Source organism: Vannielia sp. SX4 (assembly GCF_052828525.1).
The window spans coordinates 4,144,497-4,167,775 of record NZ_CM128247.1 but is presented as its reverse complement, the minus strand read 5'-3'; the positions used below and the strand labels follow the sequence as shown (position 1 = coordinate 4,167,775).

Genomic DNA, 23,279 nt, shown 5'->3' with positions numbered 1-23,279 from the left:
GCTGCAAGTATTCGCGGGGGGTCTGGGGGGCTGCCCCCCCCCCCCCCAGCATCCGTCAGCCTCAGAGCGACTCCTCCAGAGCCACCACGATCGCATCGCCCATCTCGGCGGTGCTCACGGGCTGCACGCCCTCTTCGCCCAGCAGGTCCGCCGTGCGGAGGCCCTTGGCAAGCACCGCATTCACCGCCTGCTCCAGCCGGTCGGCCTCCGTGCCCTCGTCGAAGGAGTAGCGCAGCGCCATGGCAAAGCTGAGGATACAGGCGATCGGGTTCGCCTTTCCGGTGCCAGCGATGTCGGGCGCCGAGCCGTGGACCGGCTCGTAAAGCGCCTTCGGGCGGCCGTTTGCCATCGGCAGGCCAAGCGAGGCCGAGGGCAGCATGCCTAGCGAGCCTGTCAGCATGGCGGCGAGGTCGCTCAGCAGATCGCCAAACAGGTTGTCGGTGACGATCACGTCAAACTGCTTGGGCCAGCGGGTCAGCTGCATCGCCCCCGCATCGGCATACATGTGGCTCAGCTCGACCTCGGGATATTCCGCGTCATGGATCTCCTGCACAACGTCGCGCCACAGGATGCCGCTCTCCATCACGTTGGCCTTCTCCATCGAGCAAACCTTGTTGCCCCGCTTCTTGGCCAGTTCGAAGGCCGAGCGCGCAACCCGGGCGATCTCGCTCTCGGTGTAGCGCTGGGTGTTGATGCCCACGCGCTCGTTGCCTTCCTTGATGATCCCGCGCGGCTCACCAAAGTACACGCCGGAGGTCAGCTCGCGGATGATCATGATGTCGAGGCCTGCCACCACATCCTTCTTCAGCGAAGAAAAGTCGGCCAGTGCGTCGAAGCACTGGGCCGGGCGCAGGTTGGAGAACAAGTCCATCTCCTTGCGCAGTCGCAGCAGCCCGCGCTCGGGCTTCACGCTGAAATCGAGGTTGTCGTATTTCGGCCCACCCACGGCGCCGAGCAGAACCGCGTCCACTTCCTGCGCCTTGGCCATCGTGTCGTCATGCAGCGGCGTGCCGTGCTTGTCATAGGCGCAACCGCCCACCAGATCTTCGGACACGTCAAACTTGAGGCCGCGCTTGTCGCCATACCAGTCGATCACCTTGCGGACCTCGGCCATCACCTCGGGGCCAATGCCATCGCCGGGCAGGATCAGAAGGGAAGGGTTGCTCATCGCGGTCTCCTCGCAGGTCTTTGCAAAACAGGGTCGCGCGAGGGCCTACGCCCTTGGTGCAGCAGGGTCAAGCAGAGGCGGCAAGGCCTCGGCTAGCGCATCCCACACCCGGGCCACGCGCGGCACCCGCCGCACCTCCTCATGGGCCGCAAGCCACATCGGCAGCGAGGGCACTGGCGGGCCGCGCAGCACCGCCACCACGCCCGGCTCCACGTCGCCCACCATGCAGGGGCCAAAACCCAGCCCGCAGCCCGCGCAGACCAGCGCCCAATAGACCGATTGGTCATCGACCCGTGCGCCAAAGCTGTGCCGGTCGGCGGCGATCCCGAACTCGCGCATTCCCCTAATGATCCGCTCTTCCCGGTCGTTGCCCACAAGGTCCATCTGCATCAGCGCCGCAAACTCCGTCGGTAGTTCGCGCCCCTCCAGATAGCTCTCGGCGGCATAGAGCCCCATCCGCAGGTCGCCGAGACGCAGGGCAACAAGGTCGAGCTGGGTGGGCTGATACATCCGCACGGCGATGTCGGCCTCACGGAACAGCAGGTTGTCGCTGGCGTCGTTCGGCACCAGCTCGATCTGAATCTCCGGCTCCTCCCGCCGCAGCCGGGCCACGATCTCGGGCAGCATCCAGCGGCTGACCGACACCGGCGCCGTAATCCGCACCGTGCCTGCCAGCTCCTCCTCCCGGCCCGCGGCGGTGAGCTGCATCCGCATAGCCGCCTCCTGCATCGCCCGTGCCGGCTCCACCAGCGCCGCGCCCGCCTCGGTCAGCGCCAACCCCTTCGCCTCGCGCCTGAAGAGCCGGGTGGCCAGCGCCTCCTCCAGTGCCTTCACCTGCCGCCCCAGCGTCGGCTGGCTGGTGCCGAGCTGACGCGCTGCACCCGAGAGCGAGCCTGTGTCCACCACGGCAAGGAAGGCCTGCACGCGCGACCAGTCGAGGGAAGAGAGAGAATTGGCCATTCAAAAATGAATACATGACCTTCATGTTTATACAATTCACATTTGCAGATGAATAGCACAGTTTCCTCCCATCGACCCCAGCCCGGAGACAGACCAATGCCCGGAACAGCCCTTATCCTCGGCCCCACTGGCCGCTTTGGCCGCAACGCCCACATGGCCTTCTGCGAGGCGGGCTGGCGCGTGCGCCTGTTCGACCGTAGCCGTGACGACCTGTGGGATGCCGCATGGGGCGCCGATGTCATCGTCAACGGCTGGAACCCGCCCTATCAGCACTGGGCCCGCGATCTGCCCGGCCAGACCGCCCGGATCATCGAGGTCGCGCAGGCGACCGGCGCCACGGTTCTGATCCCGGCCAACGTCTACCCCTACGGAGAAGCCGCGCCCGATCTCCTGACCGCAAGCACGCCGCACGAGGCCACCAACACCCTCGGGCGCCTCCGCATCGACATGGAAGCCGCCTACGCCGCCTCCGGTGTCCGCACCATCCTGCTCCGCGCCGGGGACTTCATAGATACCGAGCCGTCAGGCAACTGGTTCGACAAGATCATAACCCCCAAGCTGAAGCGCGGCAGCTTCACCTATCCCGGCCCGCTGGACAGGCCGCACGAATGGGCCTTCCTGCCCGATGTCGCCCGCGCCGCCGTTGCCCTTGCCGGGCAGCGCAAGAGCCTGCCCCGCTTTGCCGATATCCCCTTCGTGGGCTACACACTCACCGGCACCGAGTTGCACGGCGCGCTTGAGCAGGCTTGGGGCGGCCGCCTTGCGCTCAAGTCTATGCCGTGGTGGCCACTCAGGCTCGCCGCGCCCGCTTGGCCTATGGCGCGCCACCTCGTTGAAATGTCCTACCTCTGGCGCAAACCGCACCGGTTGGACCCAGCCCCGCTCGCAGATCTCCTGCCCGCGTTCCGCTCCACCCCGCTCATCGAGGCGCTGTCTTCAGCGATCGAGCACCAGATCGACCCAGACCAGCCGGTGACGCGACGCCGCCTGTGCCGTGGCAAGGCTCAGCCCGTTTAGCGGCGCTCCTTCCAAAGGCCAGAGCACCCCGGCGCCCGCCACCTCCAATCCGGCCTGCGGGAGAACGTAATCCACCCGCAGGTTGCCGGGGCCGTCCCAATCCACCGTGTCCTGCGCAGGCGGGCCGCTGTGCCCGGAGTCAGCCTCCGCTTCGCCGCCCGGCCCCTCTGGCGCAGGGTCTTGCAGCGGGCCGCCTAACAGCGCCGCAAGCACCTCCCGCCGGCCCTCGCCATCCACCGGGTCCACGTTCACGCGCCCGGCTACAACGGCAGGCCCACCCGGCGGCCCGCCGAGGCCACCCTCCAGATAGATCTGCCACATGCGAAGCTCATCCTCTGCCCGCCGCCCATTGCGATCCTCGTCGCCGTCAAACACCGGCGGGGTGGCGGAAAGCGCCAGCAGATGCAGCGCCCCCCCCGGCAACTCCACCGGCACATCCCAATGCGCCACGGAGGAGAGCCGCTGCACCGTCGCCGCGTCACCCGTGGCAAACCAAGGGTCGCCCCCCGGAACATCGCGCCAAAGCACGGTGGTCAGCTCGGTCACATCGCCCAACGGGTAGCGGCTGAGCACCGCCATGCTGCCCTCGCCGGGAAACCGGCCAAAACCCTGCGCATCCTCCGGCTCCTCCACCCGTCCGTCGCCATCTAGGTCCAGCCCGCTGCGCACCCCGGTGTTGCCCGGCGCGGTGAAGAGGTGAGGGTAGGGGGCGCCCGCCTTGGCCAAACGCCCTTCAAGCGCCTCCAGCGTGGCACCTTGAGCGTCCATGTCGATGCCGGTCAGCAACAGCACATCTGCATCGGCCGCGCGGATCACCTCCACTACGGCCTCAACCTGCGGCTCGCCTCTCAGGATATCGCGTAGCAAAAGCCCCGGTCCCTTGCGGGTCAGCTCCGGCGAAAAGCTCGCGATCCGAACAGTCTCGGCCGATGCGGGTGTGACGAGGAGCGCCGCAACCGCGGCAAGCGTCAGGCAGTGGCCAGCGTGTCGGTCACGTCGCCTTGCTGTTTCGCCTCGCTGGTGCGGCGGCGCTTCTGCTCGATCATCGAGGCGATCCGCCCCATGGCGATCCCGCGCATGAACAGCGAAGAAGGAAGGAATGCCCATGCCGCCATCGTCCAGATCAGGGTCTGCGGGGCCTCCATAGCGAGCGGGCTGAACACCACTGCCGCCATTTTGGCCACCGCCGGTGCCACGAAGGGTAGCAGGAAACCGAGGGTGATGTTGAGCCTTGCGTCGCGGTTCAGCCGGTCCACCACATCGCCGCCCGTTGTCGGGTCGAAGGTGGGCAGGTTCACCCAAACGTTGAAGGCGCCCGAGCGGGTGGGCCAGCCGCCCGCGCGGATGTAGATCACGAAGACCGCCAGCGAGATCAGCGAAGTCAGGTAAGAGATGCCCGCCGCCGAGCGCACGAGGTCCACATGCTCCGGGCTGACAGATGCAGGCAGGCTCAGGAGTACGAGCTGCACAGGGCTGTAAGGAAAGTCGATCGCATCGCCGATGAGCCGACCGACGGCCTCGGTGAACACGGTGAGCCCACTCTCTTCCACCTGCCCACGGCAGAGCATGGTCAGCAAGAAGACGGTGACGAAAAGCGTGATGAATCTCAGCCGGTTGAACGGCGGCGCATCCCGAAATTCCACAAGACTCGGATAGTGTGAGGCGTATTCAAAGATCGTCAGGCCCGCTGCAAACAGGGCCAGCAGCGCGGTGACCTGCGCGGCATCAGGGCCGATGCGCGGCAGCAGCAGAGAAGGCGTTGCAATCAGCAACGCGACAAGTCCTGCGCGCACCAAGGCGCCTGTGATCCGGGTGATCACTGCTCGATCCCTTTCCCGCAGCCGGCTCCAGTGCATTGCCGAAGGCCGTTGTCCGCGGTGTTCCGCCGATTAAGACGGTATGCCTCAACTTTGCCCAATTTTTGCCGTCTTTCGTTTGCCACCACAAGGTTCGGTTAAGGTTAACGAAATCAATTTGGCAGTTTCGCGGGCCAACTGGTGCGGCTTTGCATCAAATTGCTGGCAGAAAGGTGGCCGTCCGGGGTGCAATCGCAACATATTGTGGATGCAGCAAAATTCGCCCCAACGCGAACCTGCCCTGTGCCTCGAGCTGACACGGATTAGTTGAATCGCCGAAGAAAACCCTCAACCCAAGCAGAGAGCCACATTCTGCGGGGCAGGTCGCCGAGGTTGATCTGGATCAAGACATATTCACAAAATAGAATGTAATATCATCGGGACTCATCAAGGAGACCCGATCATGCAACCCCAATCCCGCACAGGCTACGTGCCTCTCTATTTCCTCGCCGCCCTGGGCGCGGGTGGCCTCATGGTTACCTTCTTTCTCTACCTGATGTTCTGGGTGCCGCACCCCGGTCAGACCGTGCCGGTGTTCGAAGATATCCTGGCCGCCTTCCTCGCAGGCACGCCGCTGACGAGGGCGATGATCGTCACCGCATGGGCCGGCATCGCCACATTCGCCTTCCTTATGTTTCGCTCGCTCGTCTGGAACCTGCGCACCCTTGCCGCCTTCCGCGCAACGCCGGGCTTCGATGCGCTCATGGGCTCCAACGCGGGCAGCCAACTCATGGCCGTGCCGCTGGCGCTGGCCATGGCGGTGAACGGCGGCTTCATCCTCGGCCTCGTTTTCGTGCCTGGGCTGTGGAACGCGGTCGAATATCTCTTCCCCCTCGCCATGGTGACCTTCCTCGCCATCGGAGGCTGCGGGCTCAGGCTCTATGGCCGATTCCTCGCCGCGCGGATCGGAAAGGGTGGCATCGACTGTGCGAGTAACAACAGCTTCTCCCAGACCCTGCCCGCTTTTGCCTTTGCCATGGTGGGTGTCGGCCTCGCCGCGCCGGCTGCAATGAGCGCGGTCAAGGAAACGGTCGCTGTGTCGCTCATGCTGTCGAGTTTCTTCATCCTGCTGGCGCTGGTGATCGCACTGGTCACCATGATCATGGGCCTGCGCGCCATGATGGAGCACGGCGCCAACCCCGAGGCCGCGCCGACCCTGCTCATCGCCATCCCGCTCCTGACCGTTGTCGCCATCGCCTGGCTCCGCCAAAGCCACGGGCTGCACGCCCAACTCGATATGCACGGCGGCCCGGCGGCCAGCTTCACCCTGCTGCTACCGCTCCTTGCCCTGCAACTCATCACCGGCCTCTTCGGTCTGACAGTTCTGCGGACCCAGGGCTACTTCGCCCGCTTCATCTCCGGCCCCGAGCGCTCTCCCGCCAGCTATGCGCTGGTCTGCCCCGGCGTGGCGCTCTCCGTCATGCTCCAGTTCTTCGTGAACAAGGGTCTCGTCGGCGCAGGCGTGATCGAAAAGTTCTCCGCCGTGTACTGGGCCGCGACCACCCCGGCGCTTCTTGTGCAAGTCGCCACCATCGCCCTGGTGCTCAAGCTTAACGCCAAGCACTTCGGCGGCGGGCGCACACCGATCGCATTGGCGGTGTAGCGCGCCACCCAACAAAAAAGGGGGCCGCAAAGGCCCCCTTCTGCTGTTCTCAGCCGAGCTTCACACCCAAGGCCGCTCCTGCGCCGCCTTCGCCTCGAAGCTCTCGATGCTGGCTGCCTTCTCCATCGTCAGGCCAATGTCATCCAGCCCGTTCAGCAGGCAGTGCTTTTTGAACGGGTCCAGATCGAAGGTCACCTTGCCGCCATCCGGCCCGGTGATCTCCTGCGCTTCCAGATCCACCGTCACCACCGCGTTGGCGCCGCGCTCGGCGTCGTCCATCAGCTTGTCCACATCTTCCTGCGGCAGCACGATCGGCAGGATGCCGTTCTTGAAGCAGTTGTTGTAGAAGATGTCGGCGAAGCTGGTGGAGATCACGCAGCGAATTCCAAAGTCGGCCAGAGCCCAAGGCGCATGCTCGCGCGAGGAGCCACAGCCAAAGTTGTCGCCCGCGACGATGATCTTGGCCTCGCGATAAGCCGGCTTGTTCAGCACGAAATCCTCGATCTCGTTGCCCTGCCGGTCATAGCGCATCTCGTCAAAGAGGTTCACGCCAAGGCCGGAGCGCTTGATCGTCTTCAGGAACACCTTGGGGATGATCATGTCGGTGTCGATGTTGACCAGCGGCATGGGCGCCGCGATCCCGGTGAGTTTGTCGAATTTTTCCATATCGGTCGTCCTTATCCGGCGGTCCGGGCGGCATGGGCCGCGAGGTAATCGCCGTAGGTTTCAGTATCGGGGCCACGCGGGGCGAGGAACTCCTCGGCCTCCGCCTGCGGCAGCGCGATGGTCACGGCACGGGCCTTGGCCGTGTCGAACTCGGCTTCCGTGAGCGGCCCGTCGCCCTTGTTCACGAGGGTCATCACTTCCGCGAAGGAGGGAATGGGCACGAGCACCAGCCCGCCGGGATTATCCAGCGCGCTGAGCTCGCCCCAAGGGCCCACCTTATGAGGAGCGAGGGCGCTCACATCATCTCCCGAACATCGGTCAGCTTGCCGGTGATCGCCGCCGCAGCCGCCATGGCCGGGCTCACCAGATGGGTACGGCCCTTGTAGCCCTGCCGCCCCTCGAAGTTGCGGTTCGAGGTGGAGGCGCAGCGCTCGCCCTCGGCCAGCTGGTCGGGATTCATCGCAAGGCACATCGAGCAGCCCGCGAGGCGCCACTCGAAGCCGGCTTCCTTGAAGATGTCCGCAAGGCCCTCTTCTTCGGCCTGCGCCCGCACGAGGCCGGAGCCGGGCACCACCATGGCGCGCATCCCGTCCTTCACCTTCTTGCCCTTCAAAATCGCCGCGGCGGCCCGCAGGTCTTCGATCCGGCCGTTGGTGCAGGAGCCGATGAACACCGTGTCGATCTCGATATCGCTCAGTTTCTGGCCCGCCGTCAGCCCCATGTACTCGATCGAGCGCCGCGCGGCCTCGACCTTGCCACCCTTGAAGCTCTCAGGTGCAGGCACGACTTCGGTGATCGGCAGCACGTCCTCGGGCGAGGTGCCCCATGTGACCACGGGGGCGATATCCTCGCCCTTTATGGTGATGACCATGTCCCAATGGGCGTCATCATCCGAGTAGAGCGTCTTCCACCAGTTCAGCGCGGCTTCCCACTGCGCACCCTTGGGGGCGTGGGGGCGGCCTTTGACATATTCATAGGTGGTCTCGTCGGGGGCGATAAGGCCCGCACGGGCACCGCCTTCGATGGCCATGTTGCACACGGTCATCCGGCCTTCCATCGACAGCGCGCGGATCGCCTCGCCGCAATACTCGATCACGTAGCCGGTGCCACCGCCGGTGCCGGTGTGGCCGATCACGCTGAGGGTGATGTCCTTCGCGGTCACGCCGGGCCGGAGCTGGCCGGTGATCTCCACCTTCATGTTCTTCGACTTCTTCTGGATCAGCGTCTGGGTGGCCAGCACATGCTCCACCTCCGAGGTGCCGATGCCGTGGGCCAGCGCCCCAAATGCGCCGTGGGTGGCGGTGTGGCTGTCGCCGCAGACCACGGTCATGCCCGGCAGCGTCCAGCCCTGCTCAGGACCGACGATGTGGACGATGCCCTGCCGGATGTCGCTCACCGGGTAATAATGCACGCCGAATTCCTTGGCGTTCTTGTCCAGCGCCTCCACCTGAATGCGGCTGTCTTCGGTCATCTGGCTCGGATCGTCGCGGCCTGCCGTGGTGGGCACATTGTGGTCCGGCACGGCGATGGTCTTATCGGGGGCATGCACCTTGCGGCCCGACATGCGCAGCCCTTCAAATGCCTGCGGGCTGGTCACCTCGTGAACGAGGTGCCGGTCGATGTAGAGCAGGCAGGTGCCATCCTCGGCCTCATGGGCCACATGGGCATCCCAGATTTTGTCATAGAGTGTCTTGGGGGACATCGGTCCTCTCCCTTGATAGTCTTTGGGGGTTCGAGTCTGGAGGGCGCACCAATGGCGCCGCGCCTCATAGCGAGGCGAGGATCGTCAGGGTCGCGCCAAAGAACCGCCACGGCAGGCGGGCCCGGTCGTCCATATCGAAAACCACTCTCATGACCCGGGGAGATACACCCGCAAGGCCTTTGCGGCAAGAGGAGTCGCGCCTGTGCCGCGACCTCCCCCGTGGGGTGGTGCGAGACCCTCTGCCGGCAGTTTTGGTACGGAATCTGCCGTATCGCCAGACACTTGCCCCACGTTCCCTCGCCGTGCCACGATAGCGGAGGAGGTGGGATCGGATGAACCCCGACGAGCAGTCACAGCAGATCGAAGCGCTGCAACAGCATTTCACCGGCCTTCTCGGGCTGGCCGAGAGCTTCCTCGTCTCCATGCTCCAGCCCTGGCGGCTCTACCAACTCGCCATCGTCGTCGGCCTCTTCGCGGCCGCATGGCTGGTCCGCAAAGCGGTGTCGCCCCGTATGCGCGGCTGGATGCGCACGTTGGAGGGCCGACCGAAGTGGCAGCTCCGCGTGCTGCTCGTGCTGGAACAGCGGCTCACGCTGATTTTCTTCGTGATGTTCGCATGGGCCACCTTCTGGATAATGAAGGAGGTCACCTGGCCCTCCCGCAGCTACATTATCGGCATCGTGGCCACCATCGCCACGGCTTGGCTGATCATCGGCCTCGCCACCCGCCTGATCCGCAACCAGTTTCTCCGCCGTGTGGTACGCTGGGGCGCGTGGATATGGGTCACGCTCTACTTCCTTGGTCTCTGGGAGGGCGCCTCCGACCTGATGGAGGGCGTCGCGCTGGAGGTAGGCGAGTTCCGCCTCTCGGTCCTCGGTCTGCTGAAGGCGCTGATCATCACCGGTCTGTTGTTCTTCTTCGCCCGCGTTATCCTCAAGGGCGCGCAGGGCAAGATCCGCACCAACAAAGACATCTCGCCCTCGATGCAGGAACTGATCATCAAGGTCCTGCAAATCGTCCTCTTCGGCGCGGCCTTCTTCCTCGGCCTGAAGGCCGTCGGCTTCGACCTGACCGGCCTCGCCGTGCTCTCCGGTGCCATCGGTATCGGCCTCGGTTTCGGCTTGCAAAAGGTCGTCTCCAACCTCGTCTCGGGCGTGATCATCCTGCTCGACAAGTCTATCAAGCCGGGCGACGTGATCTCGCTGGGCGATACTTTCGGTTGGATCAATTCGCTCGGCGCACGCTACGTCTCGGTCGTCACCCGCGACGGCAAGGAATACCTGATCCCGAACGAAGACCTCATCACCGGGCAGGTGGTGAACTGGTCGCACTCCAACGATTACGTCCGGCTCGATATCTTCTTCGGCACCGCCTACCACGACGATCCGCACGCCGTCCGCAAGATCGCCATCGAGGCGGCCAAGAGCGTCGACCGGGTGCTCACATGGCGCCCGCCGGTGTGCCATATTGTGGGCTTTGGCGACAGCTCGGTGGATTACATCCTGCGCTTCTGGATCGAAGACCCGACAGGCGGCCTGACCAACATCCGCGGCAACGTGTTCCTCGCGCTCTGGGATGCCTTCAAGGAGAATGACATCTCCATCCCCTTCCCGCAGCGTGAAGTCCGGATGCTGGCCGACGAAGACCCGTCACAGCCAGCCGATGCAAAGAACAAGGCCGAGGCCGCAGGCAAGGCAGACTGACCAGCACCGTCAGGTCGCACGGCCTAACGCCCCTAAACGCTACCCCACGCGCTCCGGTGGCCAGGGCCGGGAATCCTCTGCGGCGATCCACGCCTGCACCCACTCCGGCAGCACCTTGCCCGGATGGTCGGCAATCCCCAGTGCCTCCATCACTTCCACCGGCGGCACAATGCCCGCCGCGCCCGTCACCGCACTCCGAAACACCGCCTGCCCGCAGCAGGTCTCGCCCCGCCACATGCTCTGCTCGATGTAAATGAACCGATGGTCCCAGCCGATCATCCGGCTCTGGGTGGAGAACTTCTGAAACATGGTGATCCGCTTGCGGTAGCGCACTGCCGAGCCTGCAATGGTCAGCCCCCAGCGCTTTGCCCGCAGCACCGGCACCAGCCCGGTGCGCCGTGCAAGCGGGATGCGGCCCAGATCGTAGAGCGTGAGCGTGCGCCCGTTGTTCAGCTCCATCCAGAAATCCAGATCCCACGGCCAGCAGCGGTGGTGGCTGATGTGGGTGCCGTCAAAGGGCAGGGCGGGCTGGCGGCCTGCGAGCCAGAGCTCCTTGGCCATGCGGATGAAAGGGTACATGCGGCGCACCCTGCGCCGCCTGCCGCCAGCGTCAATCGCGACGTCACGGCACGGTTAAGCCTGTTGCAACTCTGGCCTGCCATGAATACCTACATCGCGGCCATTACGGAGACCCGCCCATGCTGATGATCTACCAGTTGCTCGACCTCATCCTCGGTGTGGTCTTCTTCATCATGCTGGCCCACGTGATCATGAGCTGGCTGATCTCCTTCCAGATTCTCAACCTGCGCCAACCCTTCGTCTATCAGCTGTGGGATGGCCTCAATCGCCTGCTCGAGCCGGTCTACCGCCCGATCCGCCGCGTGCTGCCCGACACCGGCGCGCTCGATCTTGCGCCTCTGGTCGCCTTCATCGTGGTGATCGCCCTGCGCAACATCATTCTTCCCGGCGTGTTCCAGCAACTGATCTGAGCGGCCCACGCGGGCAAAACCTCACGCCCACCTCTTAAAATCGTGACCGAAATCCCCTATCTTGAGGGCACCATCGCGGAAATTTCTGCCGCGGGGGGCAAGAAAAGTCATTCAAACCTCATCAAGTCATTTCGGGAGATCGAACCTATGGCGAACAATATCAAAGCAGCAGACTGGCGCGTTGCCGGCCTTGCCCAGATCGGCGGTGCAGCCGCCGTCGGCGGCGGCGTCTGGACCTTCGAGATGCGCAGCGCAACGGCCAACCATCGCGGTACCTATACCTTCACCGGCTACGGCCTCGGCGTGGGCGGCTCGCTCGGCGGCGCATCCATGCCCGATTTCAGCACCGGTGGCCTCAGCTACACCGACCTCGAGTGCGAACGCGCCTTCAGCGCCGACGACCTGCACGGCAGCGCCGGGCGGCTGACCACGGCAGGCGCCGGGCTCTCGGTCGGCTACGGCGTGACCATCATTACCGCCTTCAACTGGGGCGGCTACATGTTCTCCAGCCAGGAGTGCTTCGGCGGCACCATCGGCGTGGGCGCTTCGGCCATCACCACCGCCGGCATGTGGCACCGGATCGGCTAGCGCCGGGTTCCGGTTGCGGCGCCTTTGGCGCGGGGGGTAGGTAGGGGCAACTTCCCCTCACTCGGCCCCCGCCCATGCCCGCCCAAACCGCGCCTTCCGAATTTCTTCATTCCGTCTTCGGCTTCCCCGAGTTTCGCCCGGGGCAGGAAGAGATTGTCACTTCGGTGCTGTCCGGCGAGCCGACCCTCGCCATCATGCCCACCGGCGGCGGCAAGTCGCTCTGCTACCAGCTCCCCGCGCTCTGCCGTGAGGGGGCCACCCTGGTGATCTCCCCCCTCATCGCCCTCATGCGCGATCAGGTCGCCGCCCTGCGTGGCCTTGGCGTGGAGGCGGGCGCGCTCTGCTCGGCCAACACCGAGGAAGAGACCGATGCCGTCTTTCGCGCCATCGACGAGGGCAGCCTAAAGATCCTCTACATGGCCCCCGAGCGCCTGCGCTCCTCTGGCACCGAGCGCCTGCTGCGCCGTGCCGGCGTGCAGCTCATCGCGGTGGACGAGGCCCATTGCGTCAGCCAATGGGGCCATGACTTCCGCCCCGATTACCTCGAGATCGGCCCACTCTGCGCCCGCATGGGCGTGCCGCTGGCCGCCTTCACCGCAACAGCGGATGCCGAAACGCAGGAAGAGATCGTCACCCGGCTATTCGGCGGCACCCCTCCCCGCGCCTTCCTCCGCGGTTTCGACCGGCCCAACATCCGCCTCGCCTTCGAGGCCAAGGACAAGCCGCGCAATCAGATGCTCGCCTTCGCCGCCGCCCGGCGCGGGCAGGCTGGCATCATCTATTGTGGCACCCGCGCGCGAACCGAAAGCATCGCCGCCGCCCTCACCGCCGAAGGCCACGCCGCTGTGGCCTATCACGCCGGGATGGAAGCCGAGCCGCGCCGCGAGGTCGAGCGCCGGTTCCAGGCCGAGGACGGGTTGATCGTGGTGGCCACGGTCGCCTTCGGCATGGGCGTCGACAAGCCCGATATCCGCTGGGTGCTCCATGCCGATCTGCCTAAGTCGATCGAGAGCTACTATCAGGAGATCGGCCGCGCCGGGCGCGACGGGTTGCCCGCCGACACGCTCACCCTCTACGGGCCGGACGACATACGCCTGCGCCGGTCGCAGGTCGACGAGTCGCTCGCCCCGCCCGAGCGCCGCGTGGCCGACCACGGCCGCCTCAACGCGCTCCTCGGCCTTGCCGAGGCGCAGGGCTGCCGCCGCAAGCTGCTGCTGGGCTACTTCGGCGAGGAGAGCGACGACTGCGGCAACTGCGACCTCTGCGAAAAGCCCCCCGAGGTCTTCGACGGCACTGAGGCCGTCCGCATGGCGCTCTCCGCCGCGCTGCGCACCGGCGAGTGGTTTGGCGCGGGCCACCTGACCGATATCCTGCTCGGCATCGAAACCGACAAGGTCCGCCAGCGCGGCCATACCGACCTGCCCACCTTCGGCGTCGGCACCAAGCACAGCCGCAAGGTCTGGCAGGCGGTGTTCCGGCAGATCATGGGCCTCGACCTCATGCGCCCCGACCCCGAGCGCCACGGCGCCCTGCGGATGACCGAGGCCGCCCGCCCAATCCTGCGCGGCGAGGCCAGTATCACCCTGCGCCGCGATTCCATCGCCAAGGCCGATACCGCCCGCCGCCCGGCCGTGAAGATGCTGGTGAGCGAAGAAGACGCGCCGCTGCTCTCGGCCCTCAAGGCCAAGCGCCGCGCCTTGGCCGAGGCACAGCGCGTGCCGGCCTACGTGGTCTTCCCCGACCGCACGCTGATCGAAATGGTCGAGCAACGGCCCGAAACGCTGGATCAGATGGCGCAGGTGAGCGGCGTCGGCGCCAAGAAGCTGGAGCGCTACGGCGCCGAGTTTCTGGCCGTCCTGACCGGCGAGACCACGCCGGAGATGCACCCGGCACGGCGCGAGATGGCCGCGCGGGGGCAGGGCGAAGCCTTCGACCGATTGCAGGAGGCCGTGCAGCAACTCTACCGAGGCGAAGACGGCACCGAGAAACCGCTCTCCTGCGACACCGCCCTGCTGCGCCGCATCGTCAAGGCCGCACCCGCCAACATCGACGCGCTGGGAAGGGTGCAGGGCATGAGCGAGCGCCACGTCGACCGCTTCGGCCCGGCTTTCCTCGCGGCACTGGCAAGCGAGTAGCGGCCGCTCGTCAACCGCCCCGGCGGTTTCCTCGCATCCGCCGGGGCGCGGCGAAGACGCCTCGAAGGGCGGATGAGCCTCCCCGGTTCACCTCGCCCGCGACACCCGCTAAAAGCCCCTCATGCTCATCGTGATCTCCCCCGCCAAGCGACTCGACTGGCAGCCGCGCGATCTCGCCCAAACTGCGCCGGCCTTTCCCGAAGACGCCGCCAAACTGGCCCGCGCCGGTGCCAAACTCTCGCGGCCAGCGCTGCAAAAGTTGATGGGTATTTCGCCCGATCTGGCCAAGCTCAACCAGGACCGGTTCCGCGCCTTCTCGCCCGAGCCGGAGGCCGAGGCGACCCGTCCCGCCGCCTTTGCGTTCGCGGGCGACACCTACACCGGGCTTGAGGCCGCCTCGCTCGACCCAGACGAGCTCGATTGGGCACAGGATCACCTGCGTATTCTCTCCGGCCTCTACGGTTTGCTCCGCCCCCGCGACGCGATACAGCCCTACCGGCTCGAGATGGGCTCGCGGCTGAAGGTCGGCCGCAACCCCAGCCTTTACGCCCATTGGGGCGACCGTCTGGCCAAGGCGCTCACCGCGCAGGCCGAGGCGCTGGGCACCGACACGCTCGTCAACTGCGCCAGCCAGGAGTATTTCGGCGCGGTCGATCCCAAGGCGCTGGGCGGGCTGACGGTCACCACCCCGCGCTTTCTTGAAGAAAAGCCGGGCGGCCCGAAGCAGGTCAGCTTTTTCGCCAAGCAGGCGCGCGGAGCGATGGCGCGGTTCATCATCCAGAACCGGCTTCAATCTGCCACCGCGCTGGAAAGTTTCGACACCGGCGGCTATCGCTTCCGCCCCGATCTTTCCGAACCCGGCGCGCCCACCTTCTCGCGGCCAGACACCACGGCCTGAGCCGCACGGGCCTTAGCCCACAAGCGCCGGTTCTGGCTTTGCCGGCAGGTCGAAAGGCTCCGCTACTGCGGGCGCGTGAATGGCGATCTGCTCGTGAATGAGCTGCTTTTTCAAAGGTTTGGTCAGGTAATGGTCCAGCCCGGCGGCCAGAATCGCCTCTTCGTCTCCGGCCATCGCATGTGCCGTCATCGCCACCACCGGCACGCGCGGCCAACCATTCTCGGCCTCCAGTATGCGGATCGCGCGGGTGGCTGATTTGCCGTCCATCTCCGGCATCGAGATATCCATGAACACCATGTCGGGACGCTCCAGCGCGTAGCGCTCCACTGCCTCCCGACCGTTCTCTGCAAAGCTCAGCTCGATGTTCAGCTGCTTCAGCATCTGCGAGAAGACCAGCCGGTTCGTAGCGTTGTCCTCCGCTGCCAGTATCCGCATCACGCGCCCCGGCGTGTCATGGGCGGCGGCCCGCACCGGATCTGCCACAGGCTCGGGCGTGGCCTCGGCGGGGGAGGTCTCCCGGGCGACCTCAGCCGAACTCAGCCGCAAAGGCTCTGGCGCGAGGCTGGCGTAAACCTCTGCCATCTCCGCGTTGCGGTAGGGGTAAGAGATCACGTGATCCACCCCCGTGCCCGCCAGCGCGCCCCGTACCCCCTGCTGACCTTGCCGCAACACGCAAAGCACCTTCGTGCGCGGCAGCTCCCCGCGTAACTCCCGCACAAGGTCAGCGAGGCCAAGGGCCATGAAATCACTGTCGATCGCCACGAGGTCCGGCTCCGGCCCCTCGGCGATGAGGCTGCGCAACACTTCCGGCGCACGGGCCACCTCGATCTCCAGTCCCGTCACCTCCGATCTGCTGCGGGCCACGGTCGCCCCGGCCTTTGAGGCCGTCGCCGCAATGATCCGCGGTGCCTTCCCTTCAGGCCAGCGGCCGATCTTCACCGCAGGTGCTTCGGCCGGCAGGCTCAGGTCCACGCTGAAAGTGGTGCCCTTTCCCTGCTCCGAAACAAAGCCGATCTGGCCGCCCATCAGCTCCACCAACTGCCGGGTGATCGCAAGGCCCAGCCCAGTCCCCTCGAACTTGCGGTTCCCCTCGTCCTGTACCTGGTTGAACTGGCCGAAAATATGCTCGCGCATGTCACCCGGAATGCCGATGCCGGTATCCTCCACCGCGATCCGCAGCCCCCAGGGCGCACCCGCCTCACGCGGCGCGGCGGCGCGCACCTCGATCCGAACAAAGCCGTTTTCGGTGAACTTGATCGCATTGCCGAGCAGGTTCACCACCACCTGTCGCAGCCGCTTCTGGTCAGCGGTCACCATGACGGGCGCATCGGGCGCATAGTCCAGCAACAGGTCCAGCCCGCGCTCCTTGGCGACGGGCATCGAGAGCGTCACCACCTCGCAGAGCATCGCTTCGAGGTCGAAGGCCTCGGGGTAGAGCTCCAGCTTCTCCGCCTCCGCGCGGGAGAAATCGAGCACATCGTTGATGATCTCCAGCAGCGCCTCGCCCGAGTTGCGGATGGTGCGGATGAACAGCGCCTGCTCCTCGTCCACCCCGGTGTCGAGCAGCAGATCGGCCATGCCAACGACCCCGTTCATCGGCGTGCGCAGCTCGTGGCTCATCTTGGCCAGAAAAGCCGACTTGGCCCGGGTGGCGGCCTCCGCAGCATCCCGCGCCTTCTTCAACTCCCGCTGCTGGCGCATGTTATGGGTGATGTCGATGCCGAGGCAGACCATGTCTCCATTGGCGCTGCGCCTGTCGTGCAGCCGCAGGTAACGCCCGTCAAACAGGCGGATCGTCATGTCGGGGATCGTCTCGGTATCCCACCGATCGAGCATCGAGGTGATCCAGTCGCCGGGGGAGCTGTCGCCCGGGTCGATCAGCCCCTCCTCCACCGCGAGGCGCAGCATGTCGATATAGGTGATGCCCGGCGCCATCGACTCCAGCCCCTCGAAAAGCGAGAGCCACGCGGAGTTGGCGGCCACCAGCCTGTCCTCGGCGTCGAATACGGCAAAGCCGTCCGTCACCGTCTCGACCGAATCCCACAGCCGTCGCTCGGCGATGGTGGCGGCCTTTTCGGCCTTTTCGAGGTTGGCGCGGGTCTCCTGCGCCACGCCCTTCATCGTCTCGGCCTCTTCCTTCAGCGCATGGGCCTGCGCCCGCGTGGTGGCGACCACCTCGCGCTGGGCGATGATCGTATCGGAGAGCTTCAGCGCATGGTCAGAGAGCTTCCGGTTCGCCGCCATCAGCTCACGGCTCTTCAGCTCCAGCATCCGCTCAGCCGCCAGCCGGCCCCGCCGTTCTCTCGCCAGCTTGTCCGTGAGTGACATATCTCGGCTCCCCATCGCTCGGGGCGCGCGAGAATCATGGTTAAGGCGCCCTCGGCACCGGTTTTGCCTGCTTTCGGTTTAAACCGTCTTAACGTGAATTGAGCGTTCACAACTCCTCCGCGCCACTGGACTCGCGTCGCAGCGCCATGCCACCATCGCCGCGGATTCAACGCATTTCAGATCCGAGGTCATTACCCATGCGCCGCCTCCTCGCGCCCCTTCTCTGCCTGCTGCTTCTTGCCGTCACCGGCCTGCCTGTCACCGCCCAGCAGGGGCCCGGCGCGCCTGCGCCGATCCCCGAGCGGCGGCTGATCCCCGAGAAGGACACCGACTTTTACGGTGCCGACCTGCGCGCGCTTTTCGATACCTCCTACGATGCCTGCCGCACTGCCTGCCTTGCCGATACCGCCTGCGGGGCCTTCACGTTCAACGCACGTTCCAACGCCTGCTTCCCCAAGCGCGGGGTCGAGCGGCGCGAGCCCTATGAGGGGGCGCAATCCGCCACCGTCGTCTCCGAAGCCCCGGATCGCATCGCGCTCGCGCGCAGCCGCGCCGCCGAGCTGGCCTTCCTGCGCCCCGGAGACCTCACCTCCGCCCGCGACTTCGCCGAGGGCATGGCGGGCCTGCACTCCCCCGCCGGCTGGACACTGGATCGCCTGCAATCCGGCGCGCTCGAAGCCTTCCGCAATGGCAATGCCCGCGAGGCGATGATCTGGATGGGCCCGGCCGTGGTGCTGGCGGACCGCGATGATCAGTGGATCGACTATGCCCGTTACGCGCTGGACGCGACGGGTGAGAACAGCTCCCAGAAGCGCCAGTATGACCGCCGCGCGCTCATGGGCGCGATCAACGGCTACCTGCGGGCCGATACGCCCTCCGAGCAGGCTTCCGCCCTCAAGGTCTTGGCCTCCGCGCTGGAGCGGGCAGGCCGCGGGCGTGATATGATCCCCGCCCTCCGCCTCGCACAGGCCACCCTGCCCGACCCGGGCACGCAGGCCGCACTGGATGATGCGCTGGGCAAATACGGCTTCCGCGTCACCGACGATCAGGTGGACCCGAACCCCGTTGTGCCTCGCGTCTGCGCCACCTTCTCCGAACGGCTGGCCGAGAGCGGCACCGATTACGCGCCCTATGTGTCTCTGCCCGGCACCTCCTTCACCGCCGAGGCCTCGGGCAACCAGCTCTGCATCGAGGGTCTGGTGCATGGCGAGCGCTACCGCGTTGTGCTCCGCGCGGGCCTGCCCTCTGCCACTGGCGAGAAGATGGCCAAGGATGTCGAGCTTTCTTTCTACGTCCGCGACCGCGCCGCGCAGGTGCGCTTCCCGGGCCGTGCCTACGTTCTGCCCAAAACCACCGATGCGGCGATCCCGATTGTCACAGTCAACACCGAAGAGGTCGACCTCACCCTGCACCGCGTCTCCGACCGCAACCTGCTCCGGGTGATCCAAGAAAGCTACTTCGGCCGCCCGCTCAATGAGTGGGAAGAAGACTATTTCGAAGGCGACATCGCCGAGACCGTCTGGGAAGGCACCGGCCACATGGAGCGGCGCCTGAACGAGGATGTCACCACCCGCCTGCCGATGGCCGAGGCCATCGCCGATCTGCCCGCCGGGGTCTATGCCCTCAAGGCCGCCATCCGGGGCGCCGACCCCTATGAGAACCCGGCAGCCACACAGTGGTTCGTGATCTCCGACATCGGCCTCGCCTCCATGTCGGGGGCCGATGGGCTGCACGTCTTCACCCGCTCCCTCACCAGTGCCGACCCGATCGAGGGCCTCTCCGTCACCCTGCTGTCGCGCTCCAACCGCGAACTGGGGCAGGCCACCACCGACGCGCAGGGCTACGCCAAGTTCGAGCCGGGGCTGACCCTCGGGCGCGGCGGCGCGGCTCCCGCGATGGTGCTGGTCAAGAACGGCGAAGAAGATATGGGCTTCCTGTCGCTCACCGATCCCTCCTTCGATCTCTCCGACCGGGGCGTCGAGGGCCGCGAGCCTGCCGGCGCGGTGGATGCCTTCCTCACCACCGACCGCGGCGCCTACCGCGCGGGTGAAACCATCTATGCCACCGCTCTGGTGCGCGACGCCAAGGCCGAGGCCGTCCAAGGCCTGCCGCTCACCGCCATCCTGACCCGCCCTGACGGGGTGGAATACGCCCGCCACTTCTCCGCCGAAGGCGTCGACGGCGGCCATGTATTCTCCATGCCCGTCTCCGGTGCCGCCCCGCGCGGCGCATGGTCCCTCGCGCTCCACGCCGACCCGAAAGCGCCGCCCATCGCCACCAAAACCGTGCTGGTGGAAGATTTCCTGCCCGAACGCATCGACTTCTCCATCGCGGTGCCCACCGAGGGGCTAACCGAGGGTGAGGTCGTGGCGGACATCGAGGTGCGCTATCTATTTGGCGCGCCCGGCGCGGGCCTTCCGGTCGAGGGCGAGCTACGCATCTCGCCCCGCCGCCAGCTTGAGGGATTTGCGGGCTACCACTTCGGCACCCACAACAGCGGGGCACGCCCGCAAACCTCATACCTGAACAACACCACCACCGATGACGAGGGCATGGCGCAACTTGCGCTCGACATGCCCGGCGAGATGGAAGCCTTCGACGGTCCCATCGAGGCCCGCCTGACCGTGCGCGTGGCCGAAGGCTCCGGCCGCCCGGTGGAGCGCCGCGAGGCCGTGGTGACCGGTCCGGGCAAGCCGATGATCGGTATCAAGCCCGCCTTTGAAGGGGTCGTGCCCGAAGGCACCGAGGCCGCCTTCTCGGTGATCGCTGTCGATGCCGACCTTGCCCCCACTGAAATGTCCGTGAAATGGACCCTGAATCGCGTCACCCGCCGCTACCAGTGGTACTCCGAATACGGCGCGTGGAACTGGGAGCCGATCACCCGCCGCGAGCGCATCGCCACTGGCGAAGGCCGCCTTGGCGAAACGCCCCTGCAGGTCGCCGGCCTCGTCGACTGGGGCAACTACGAGCTTGTCGTCGAGCGGGTCGACGGTGCCTTCACCGCCGCCTCCTACGAGTTCTATGCCGGCTGGTATGCCCCGGCGGATGTCTCCTCCACGCCAGACACGCTCGACGTGTCGCTCGATGCCGAAAGCTACAAGCCGGGCGATACCGCCACCCTGCGGATCGTCCCGCGATACTCCGGCAAGGCGCTGGTGACGGTCGTCTCCAACCGCCTGATCGACATGAAAACCGTCGATGTCGAAGCCGAGACCGATACGCTCGTGCAACTGCCCGTCACCGATGACTGGGGCGCAGGTGCCTATGTGAGCGCCACCGTGATCCGCCCGATGGACGTGTCAGACAAGCGCGGCCCCGCCCGTGCGCTGGGCCTCAGCCACGCCTCCGTCGATCCCGGCGTGCACCAACTCGCGGCAGCGATCGAAGCCCCCGCCGAGATCCGCCCCCGCGGCCCGCTCGACGTGGCGGTGAAGGTCGAGGGCGTCCAGCCCGGCGAAACCGCCCATGTCACCATCGCCGCCGTCGACCAAGGCATCCTCAACCTCACCGGCTTCACCCCGCCCGACCCCTCCGGCCACTACTTCGGCCAGCGCCGCCTCGGCATGGGCATGCGCGACATCTATGGTCGCCTGATCGACGGGATGAATGGCGCGATGGGCGAAATCCGCTCGGGCGGTGACGCGAACGCAGGCAACAACATGCAGTCGCCCCCGCCAACCGAAGAGCTGGTCGCCTATTTCTCCGGCCCGCTCGAGGTGGGTGCCGATGGCTACGCCCGCACCTCCTTTGATATGCCCTCCTTCAACGGCTCGGTGAAGGTCATGGCCGTGGCATGGTCCAAGACCGGTGTGGGCGAGGCCTCCGCCGATGTGCTGGTGCGCGATCCCATCGTGCTGCAAGCCTCGCTGCCCCGCTTCATGGCCCCGGGCGACGAGGGCCGCCTGTTGCTGGAAATTACCCATGCCTCCGGCGAAACCGGCCAGATCGGCCTTGCCGTCACCGGTAGCGGCGTGACCCTGCCCACCGGCGCGGCCTCCACGATGGACCTCGCCGAGGGCCAGACCATCCGCCTGCCGCTCACCGTGGTCGCGGGCAATCCGGGGCTGGCGCAGATAAACGTCGCGCTCACCACGCCTTCCGGCGAGGTGCTGGACAAGCCGCTGAACCTGCCCATCCAGCTCAACGACCCGGAGGTCTCCCGCACCTCCCGCTTCGAGCTGGCCTTGGGCCAGAGCTTCAGCTTCACCCGCGATGTCTTCACCGGCCTGCAACCCGGCACCGGCAAGGCCACGCTGGCCCTAGGCCCGCTTGGTCGCTTCGATGTGCCGGGCCTTCTGGCCTCGCTCGACCGCTACCCCTACGGCTGCACCGAGCAAACCACCTCCCGCGCCATGCCGCTGCTCTACTTCGATGAGGTGAGCCGCGCGATGGGGCTGGAGGAGCGCGGCGATACCCGGCAACGCGTCGAGGGCGCGATCACCCGCATCCTCGCCCGCCAGTCCGCCTCCGGTGGCTTCGGCCTCTGGTATGCGAACTCCGACCGTGACTTCTGGCTCGACGCCTATGTGACCGACTTCCTCAGCCGGGCACGGGGCAAGGGCTACGAGGTGCCCGCCATCGCCTTCCGCAATGCGATCGACAACCTGCGCAATCAGGTCAACTACCAGCCCGACTTCGACGAGGGCGGCGAGGCGATTGCCTATGCGCTGATGGTGCTGGCCCGTGAGGGCGCGGCCTCCATGGGCGATCTTCGGTATTACGCCGATGTAAAGCCGCAGGCCTTCACCACGCCCCTCGGGGCAGCACAACTCGGCACCGCGCTCTCGCTTTACGGCGACCCGACCCGTGCCGATGCCATGTTCACCCGTGCGGCCGCGCAACTGGTGGCCCAGACCGGCAAAGAGCCCGGCACTGGCTGGCGCGATGACTACGGCACCGACCTGCGCGATGCGGCGGCAGTGCTGGCGCTTGCGGCAGAGGCCGGCAGCCAGGCGGTTAACCGCGAGGCCCTCTCGGTGCGGGTGACCGGTGAAACCGGCTACCGTTCCACGCAAGAGAAAGTCTGGACCCTGATGGCCGCCAAGGCCCTGATCGACGCCGCCCCGCGTGATGGCTTCACCCGCAACGGCCAGCCGGTCACCGGCCCGCTGGTCGAGGTGCTCGCCGATGAGACGGCAGCCCAGCCGGTCGAAATCCGCAATGACAGCGGCGCAGCAACCACCCTGACGCTCACCACCTTCGGCGTGCCGTCAGAGCCTGAGCCCGCTGGCGGCAACGGCTACGCGATCGAGCGCGAGTATTACACCATGGAGGGCTTCGGCGTGGACCTCGGCGCCGTGCCTGCGGGCGAGCGCATGGTGGTGGTGCTCACCGTCACCCCCTTCGGCAACCGCGAGGCCCGGCTGATGGTCGACGATGCCCTGCCCGCAGGCTTCGAGATCGACAACCCCTCGCTGATCCGCTCCGGCGACATCCGCGAGTTGGACTGGCTCAAGACCACCTCCGCCGAGCACTCCGAGTTCCGGCAGGAGCGGTTCCTCTCGGCGGTCAACTGGCGGTCTGACAAGCCCTTCCGGCTGGCCTACATCGTCCGCGCCATCTCGCCCGGCAGCTACCACCACCCGGCGGCCTCGGTGGAGGATATGTATCGCCCCGCCTTCCGCGCCCGCACCGATGCAGGCCGCGTGACGGTGGTGGAGTAGGGC

Annotated in this window: 17 protein-coding genes; 8 read left to right on the top strand and 9 right to left on the bottom strand. The window is 66.4% G+C overall.

Annotated elements, in window-relative coordinates; genetic code table 11:
- Positions 1 to 61: 61 nt before the first annotated feature.
- Positions 62 to 1,168 carry a 3-isopropylmalate dehydrogenase gene (leuB, locus tag ACUXVX_RS20675; RefSeq protein ID WP_446309764.1) on the bottom strand — a complete coding sequence of 369 codons (1,107 nt, stop codon included), beginning with the start codon at positions 1,166 to 1,168 and terminating at the stop codon, positions 62 to 64.
- A gap of 45 nt (positions 1,169 to 1,213) precedes the next feature.
- Entirely contained in the window at positions 1,214 to 2,128 is a 915-nt protein-coding gene (locus ACUXVX_RS20670; protein ID WP_446309763.1) for a LysR family transcriptional regulator, read from the bottom strand.
- Positions 2,129 to 2,224: 96 nt separating this feature from the next.
- Between ACUXVX_RS20670 and ACUXVX_RS20665 the strand changes: the two genes are divergently transcribed.
- Complete coding sequence (locus tag ACUXVX_RS20665; protein ID WP_446309762.1) at positions 2,225 to 3,145, top strand: epimerase; 921 nt, start codon at positions 2,225 to 2,227, stop codon at positions 3,143 to 3,145.
- Here ACUXVX_RS20665 and ACUXVX_RS20660 read toward each other — a convergent pair.
- Both ACUXVX_RS20660 and ACUXVX_RS20655 read right to left on the bottom strand, forming a co-directional pair.
- Positions 3,065 to 4,012, bottom strand: a complete 948-nt coding sequence (locus tag ACUXVX_RS20660; protein WP_446309761.1) for an endonuclease/exonuclease/phosphatase family protein — start codon at positions 4,010 to 4,012, stop codon at positions 3,065 to 3,067. The genes ACUXVX_RS20665 and ACUXVX_RS20660 overlap by 81 nt on opposite strands.
- Positions 4,013 to 4,113: 101 nt before the next feature.
- Positions 4,114 to 4,965 (bottom strand): hypothetical protein, encoded by an 852-nt coding sequence (locus tag ACUXVX_RS20655; RefSeq protein ID WP_222471810.1) that lies wholly within the window; start codon positions 4,963 to 4,965, stop codon positions 4,114 to 4,116.
- A 439-nt stretch (positions 4,966 to 5,404) separates the two neighbouring features.
- On the opposite strand from ACUXVX_RS20655, the gene ACUXVX_RS20650 reads away from it, so the two are divergent.
- On the top strand, positions 5,405 to 6,604 hold the full coding sequence (locus ACUXVX_RS20650) for a TsoY family (seleno)protein (RefSeq protein ID WP_446309760.1): 1,200 nt from the start codon (positions 5,405 to 5,407) through the stop codon (positions 6,602 to 6,604).
- 60 nt (positions 6,605 to 6,664) lie between these two features.
- On the opposite strand, the gene leuD is transcribed toward ACUXVX_RS20650, so the two are convergent.
- The 3 genes from leuD to leuC are packed head-to-tail and all read right to left on the bottom strand — an operon-like array spanning position 6,665 to position 8,972.
- Positions 6,665 to 7,270, bottom strand: coding sequence for a 3-isopropylmalate dehydratase small subunit (gene leuD, locus ACUXVX_RS20645; RefSeq protein WP_222471812.1), 606 nt, complete (start codon positions 7,268 to 7,270; stop codon positions 6,665 to 6,667).
- An 11-nt stretch (positions 7,271 to 7,281) separates the two neighbouring features.
- Complete coding sequence (locus ACUXVX_RS20640) at positions 7,282 to 7,569, bottom strand: hypothetical protein (RefSeq protein WP_252946172.1); 288 nt, start codon at positions 7,567 to 7,569, stop codon at positions 7,282 to 7,284.
- Entirely contained in the window at positions 7,566 to 8,972 is a 1,407-nt protein-coding gene (leuC, locus tag ACUXVX_RS20635; protein ID WP_222471814.1) for a 3-isopropylmalate dehydratase large subunit, read from the bottom strand. Before leuC ends, ACUXVX_RS20640 begins: the two co-directional genes overlap by 4 nt.
- 332 nt (positions 8,973 to 9,304) lie before the next feature.
- Here leuC and ACUXVX_RS20630 point away from each other — a divergent pair, with 332 nt between their 5' ends.
- Entirely contained in the window at positions 9,305 to 10,675 is a 1,371-nt protein-coding gene (locus ACUXVX_RS20630) for a mechanosensitive ion channel family protein (RefSeq protein ID WP_446309759.1), read from the top strand.
- 39 nt (positions 10,676 to 10,714) lie between these two features.
- Here ACUXVX_RS20630 and ACUXVX_RS20625 read toward each other — a convergent pair whose 3' ends face one another.
- On the bottom strand, positions 10,715 to 11,254 hold the full coding sequence (locus ACUXVX_RS20625) for an acyl-CoA thioesterase (protein WP_446309758.1): 540 nt from the start codon (positions 11,252 to 11,254) through the stop codon (positions 10,715 to 10,717).
- Between the two features lie 119 nt (positions 11,255 to 11,373).
- On the opposite strand from ACUXVX_RS20625, the gene ACUXVX_RS20620 reads away from it, so the two are divergent.
- From ACUXVX_RS20620 to yaaA, 4 genes are all read left to right on the top strand, one after another.
- Positions 11,374 to 11,664 (top strand): YggT family protein, encoded by a 291-nt coding sequence (locus ACUXVX_RS20620; protein WP_222471817.1) that lies wholly within the window; start codon positions 11,374 to 11,376, stop codon positions 11,662 to 11,664.
- A 147-nt stretch (positions 11,665 to 11,811) separates the two neighbouring features.
- Positions 11,812 to 12,252: a hypothetical protein gene (locus ACUXVX_RS20615; RefSeq protein WP_222471818.1), complete on the top strand. Its 441-nt coding sequence runs from the start codon at positions 11,812 to 11,814 to the stop codon at positions 12,250 to 12,252.
- A 74-nt stretch (positions 12,253 to 12,326) separates the two neighbouring features.
- Entirely contained in the window at positions 12,327 to 14,387 is a 2,061-nt protein-coding gene (gene recQ, locus ACUXVX_RS20610) for a DNA helicase RecQ (protein ID WP_446309757.1), read from the top strand.
- A 121-nt stretch (positions 14,388 to 14,508) separates the two neighbouring features.
- Positions 14,509 to 15,285 carry a peroxide stress protein YaaA gene (yaaA, locus tag ACUXVX_RS20605; RefSeq protein ID WP_446309756.1) on the top strand — a complete coding sequence of 259 codons (777 nt, stop codon included), beginning with the start codon at positions 14,509 to 14,511 and terminating at the stop codon, positions 15,283 to 15,285.
- 12 nt (positions 15,286 to 15,297) lie between these two features.
- Here yaaA and ACUXVX_RS20600 read toward each other — a convergent pair whose 3' ends face one another.
- A complete protein-coding gene (locus ACUXVX_RS20600; protein ID WP_446309755.1) occupies positions 15,298 to 17,613 on the bottom strand; it encodes an ATP-binding protein in 2,316 nt (771 codons plus the stop codon).
- Positions 17,614 to 17,810: 197 nt separating this feature from the next.
- On the opposite strand from ACUXVX_RS20600, the gene ACUXVX_RS20595 reads away from it, so the two are divergent.
- Entirely contained in the window at positions 17,811 to 23,276 is a 5,466-nt protein-coding gene (locus ACUXVX_RS20595; RefSeq protein WP_446309754.1) for an alpha-2-macroglobulin family protein, read from the top strand.
- Positions 23,277 to 23,279: the final 3 nt, after the last annotated feature.

Excerpts from the sequence above, each read along its gene's own strand:
- leuB (WP_446309764.1), bottom strand. The coding sequence starts at position 1,168 with ATGAGCAACCCTTCCCTTCTGATCCTGCCCGGCGATGGCATTGGCCCC.
- ACUXVX_RS20670 (WP_446309763.1), bottom strand. The coding sequence starts at position 2,128 with ATGGCCAATTCTCTCTCTTCCCTCGACTGGTCGCGCGTGCAGGCCTTC.
- ACUXVX_RS20665 (WP_446309762.1), top strand. The coding sequence starts at position 2,225 with ATGCCCGGAACAGCCCTTATCCTCGGCCCCACTGGCCGCTTTGGCCGC.
- ACUXVX_RS20650 (WP_446309760.1), top strand. The coding sequence starts at position 5,405 with ATGCAACCCCAATCCCGCACAGGCTACGTGCCTCTCTATTTCCTCGCC.
- leuD (WP_222471812.1), bottom strand. The coding sequence starts at position 7,270 with ATGGAAAAATTCGACAAACTCACCGGGATCGCGGCGCCCATGCCGCTG.
- leuC (WP_222471814.1), bottom strand. The coding sequence starts at position 8,972 with ATGTCCCCCAAGACACTCTATGACAAAATCTGGGATGCCCATGTGGCC.
- ACUXVX_RS20630 (WP_446309759.1), top strand. The coding sequence starts at position 9,305 with ATGAACCCCGACGAGCAGTCACAGCAGATCGAAGCGCTGCAACAGCAT.
- ACUXVX_RS20625 (WP_446309758.1), bottom strand. The coding sequence starts at position 11,254 with ATGTACCCTTTCATCCGCATGGCCAAGGAGCTCTGGCTCGCAGGCCGC.
- ACUXVX_RS20620 (WP_222471817.1), top strand. The coding sequence starts at position 11,374 with ATGCTGATGATCTACCAGTTGCTCGACCTCATCCTCGGTGTGGTCTTC.
- ACUXVX_RS20615 (WP_222471818.1), top strand. The coding sequence starts at position 11,812 with ATGGCGAACAATATCAAAGCAGCAGACTGGCGCGTTGCCGGCCTTGCC.
- recQ (WP_446309757.1), top strand. The coding sequence starts at position 12,327 with ATGCCCGCCCAAACCGCGCCTTCCGAATTTCTTCATTCCGTCTTCGGC.
- yaaA (WP_446309756.1), top strand. The coding sequence starts at position 14,509 with ATGCTCATCGTGATCTCCCCCGCCAAGCGACTCGACTGGCAGCCGCGC.
- ACUXVX_RS20600 (WP_446309755.1), bottom strand. The coding sequence starts at position 17,613 with ATGTCACTCACGGACAAGCTGGCGAGAGAACGGCGGGGCCGGCTGGCG.
- ACUXVX_RS20595 (WP_446309754.1), top strand. The coding sequence starts at position 17,811 with ATGCGCCGCCTCCTCGCGCCCCTTCTCTGCCTGCTGCTTCTTGCCGTC.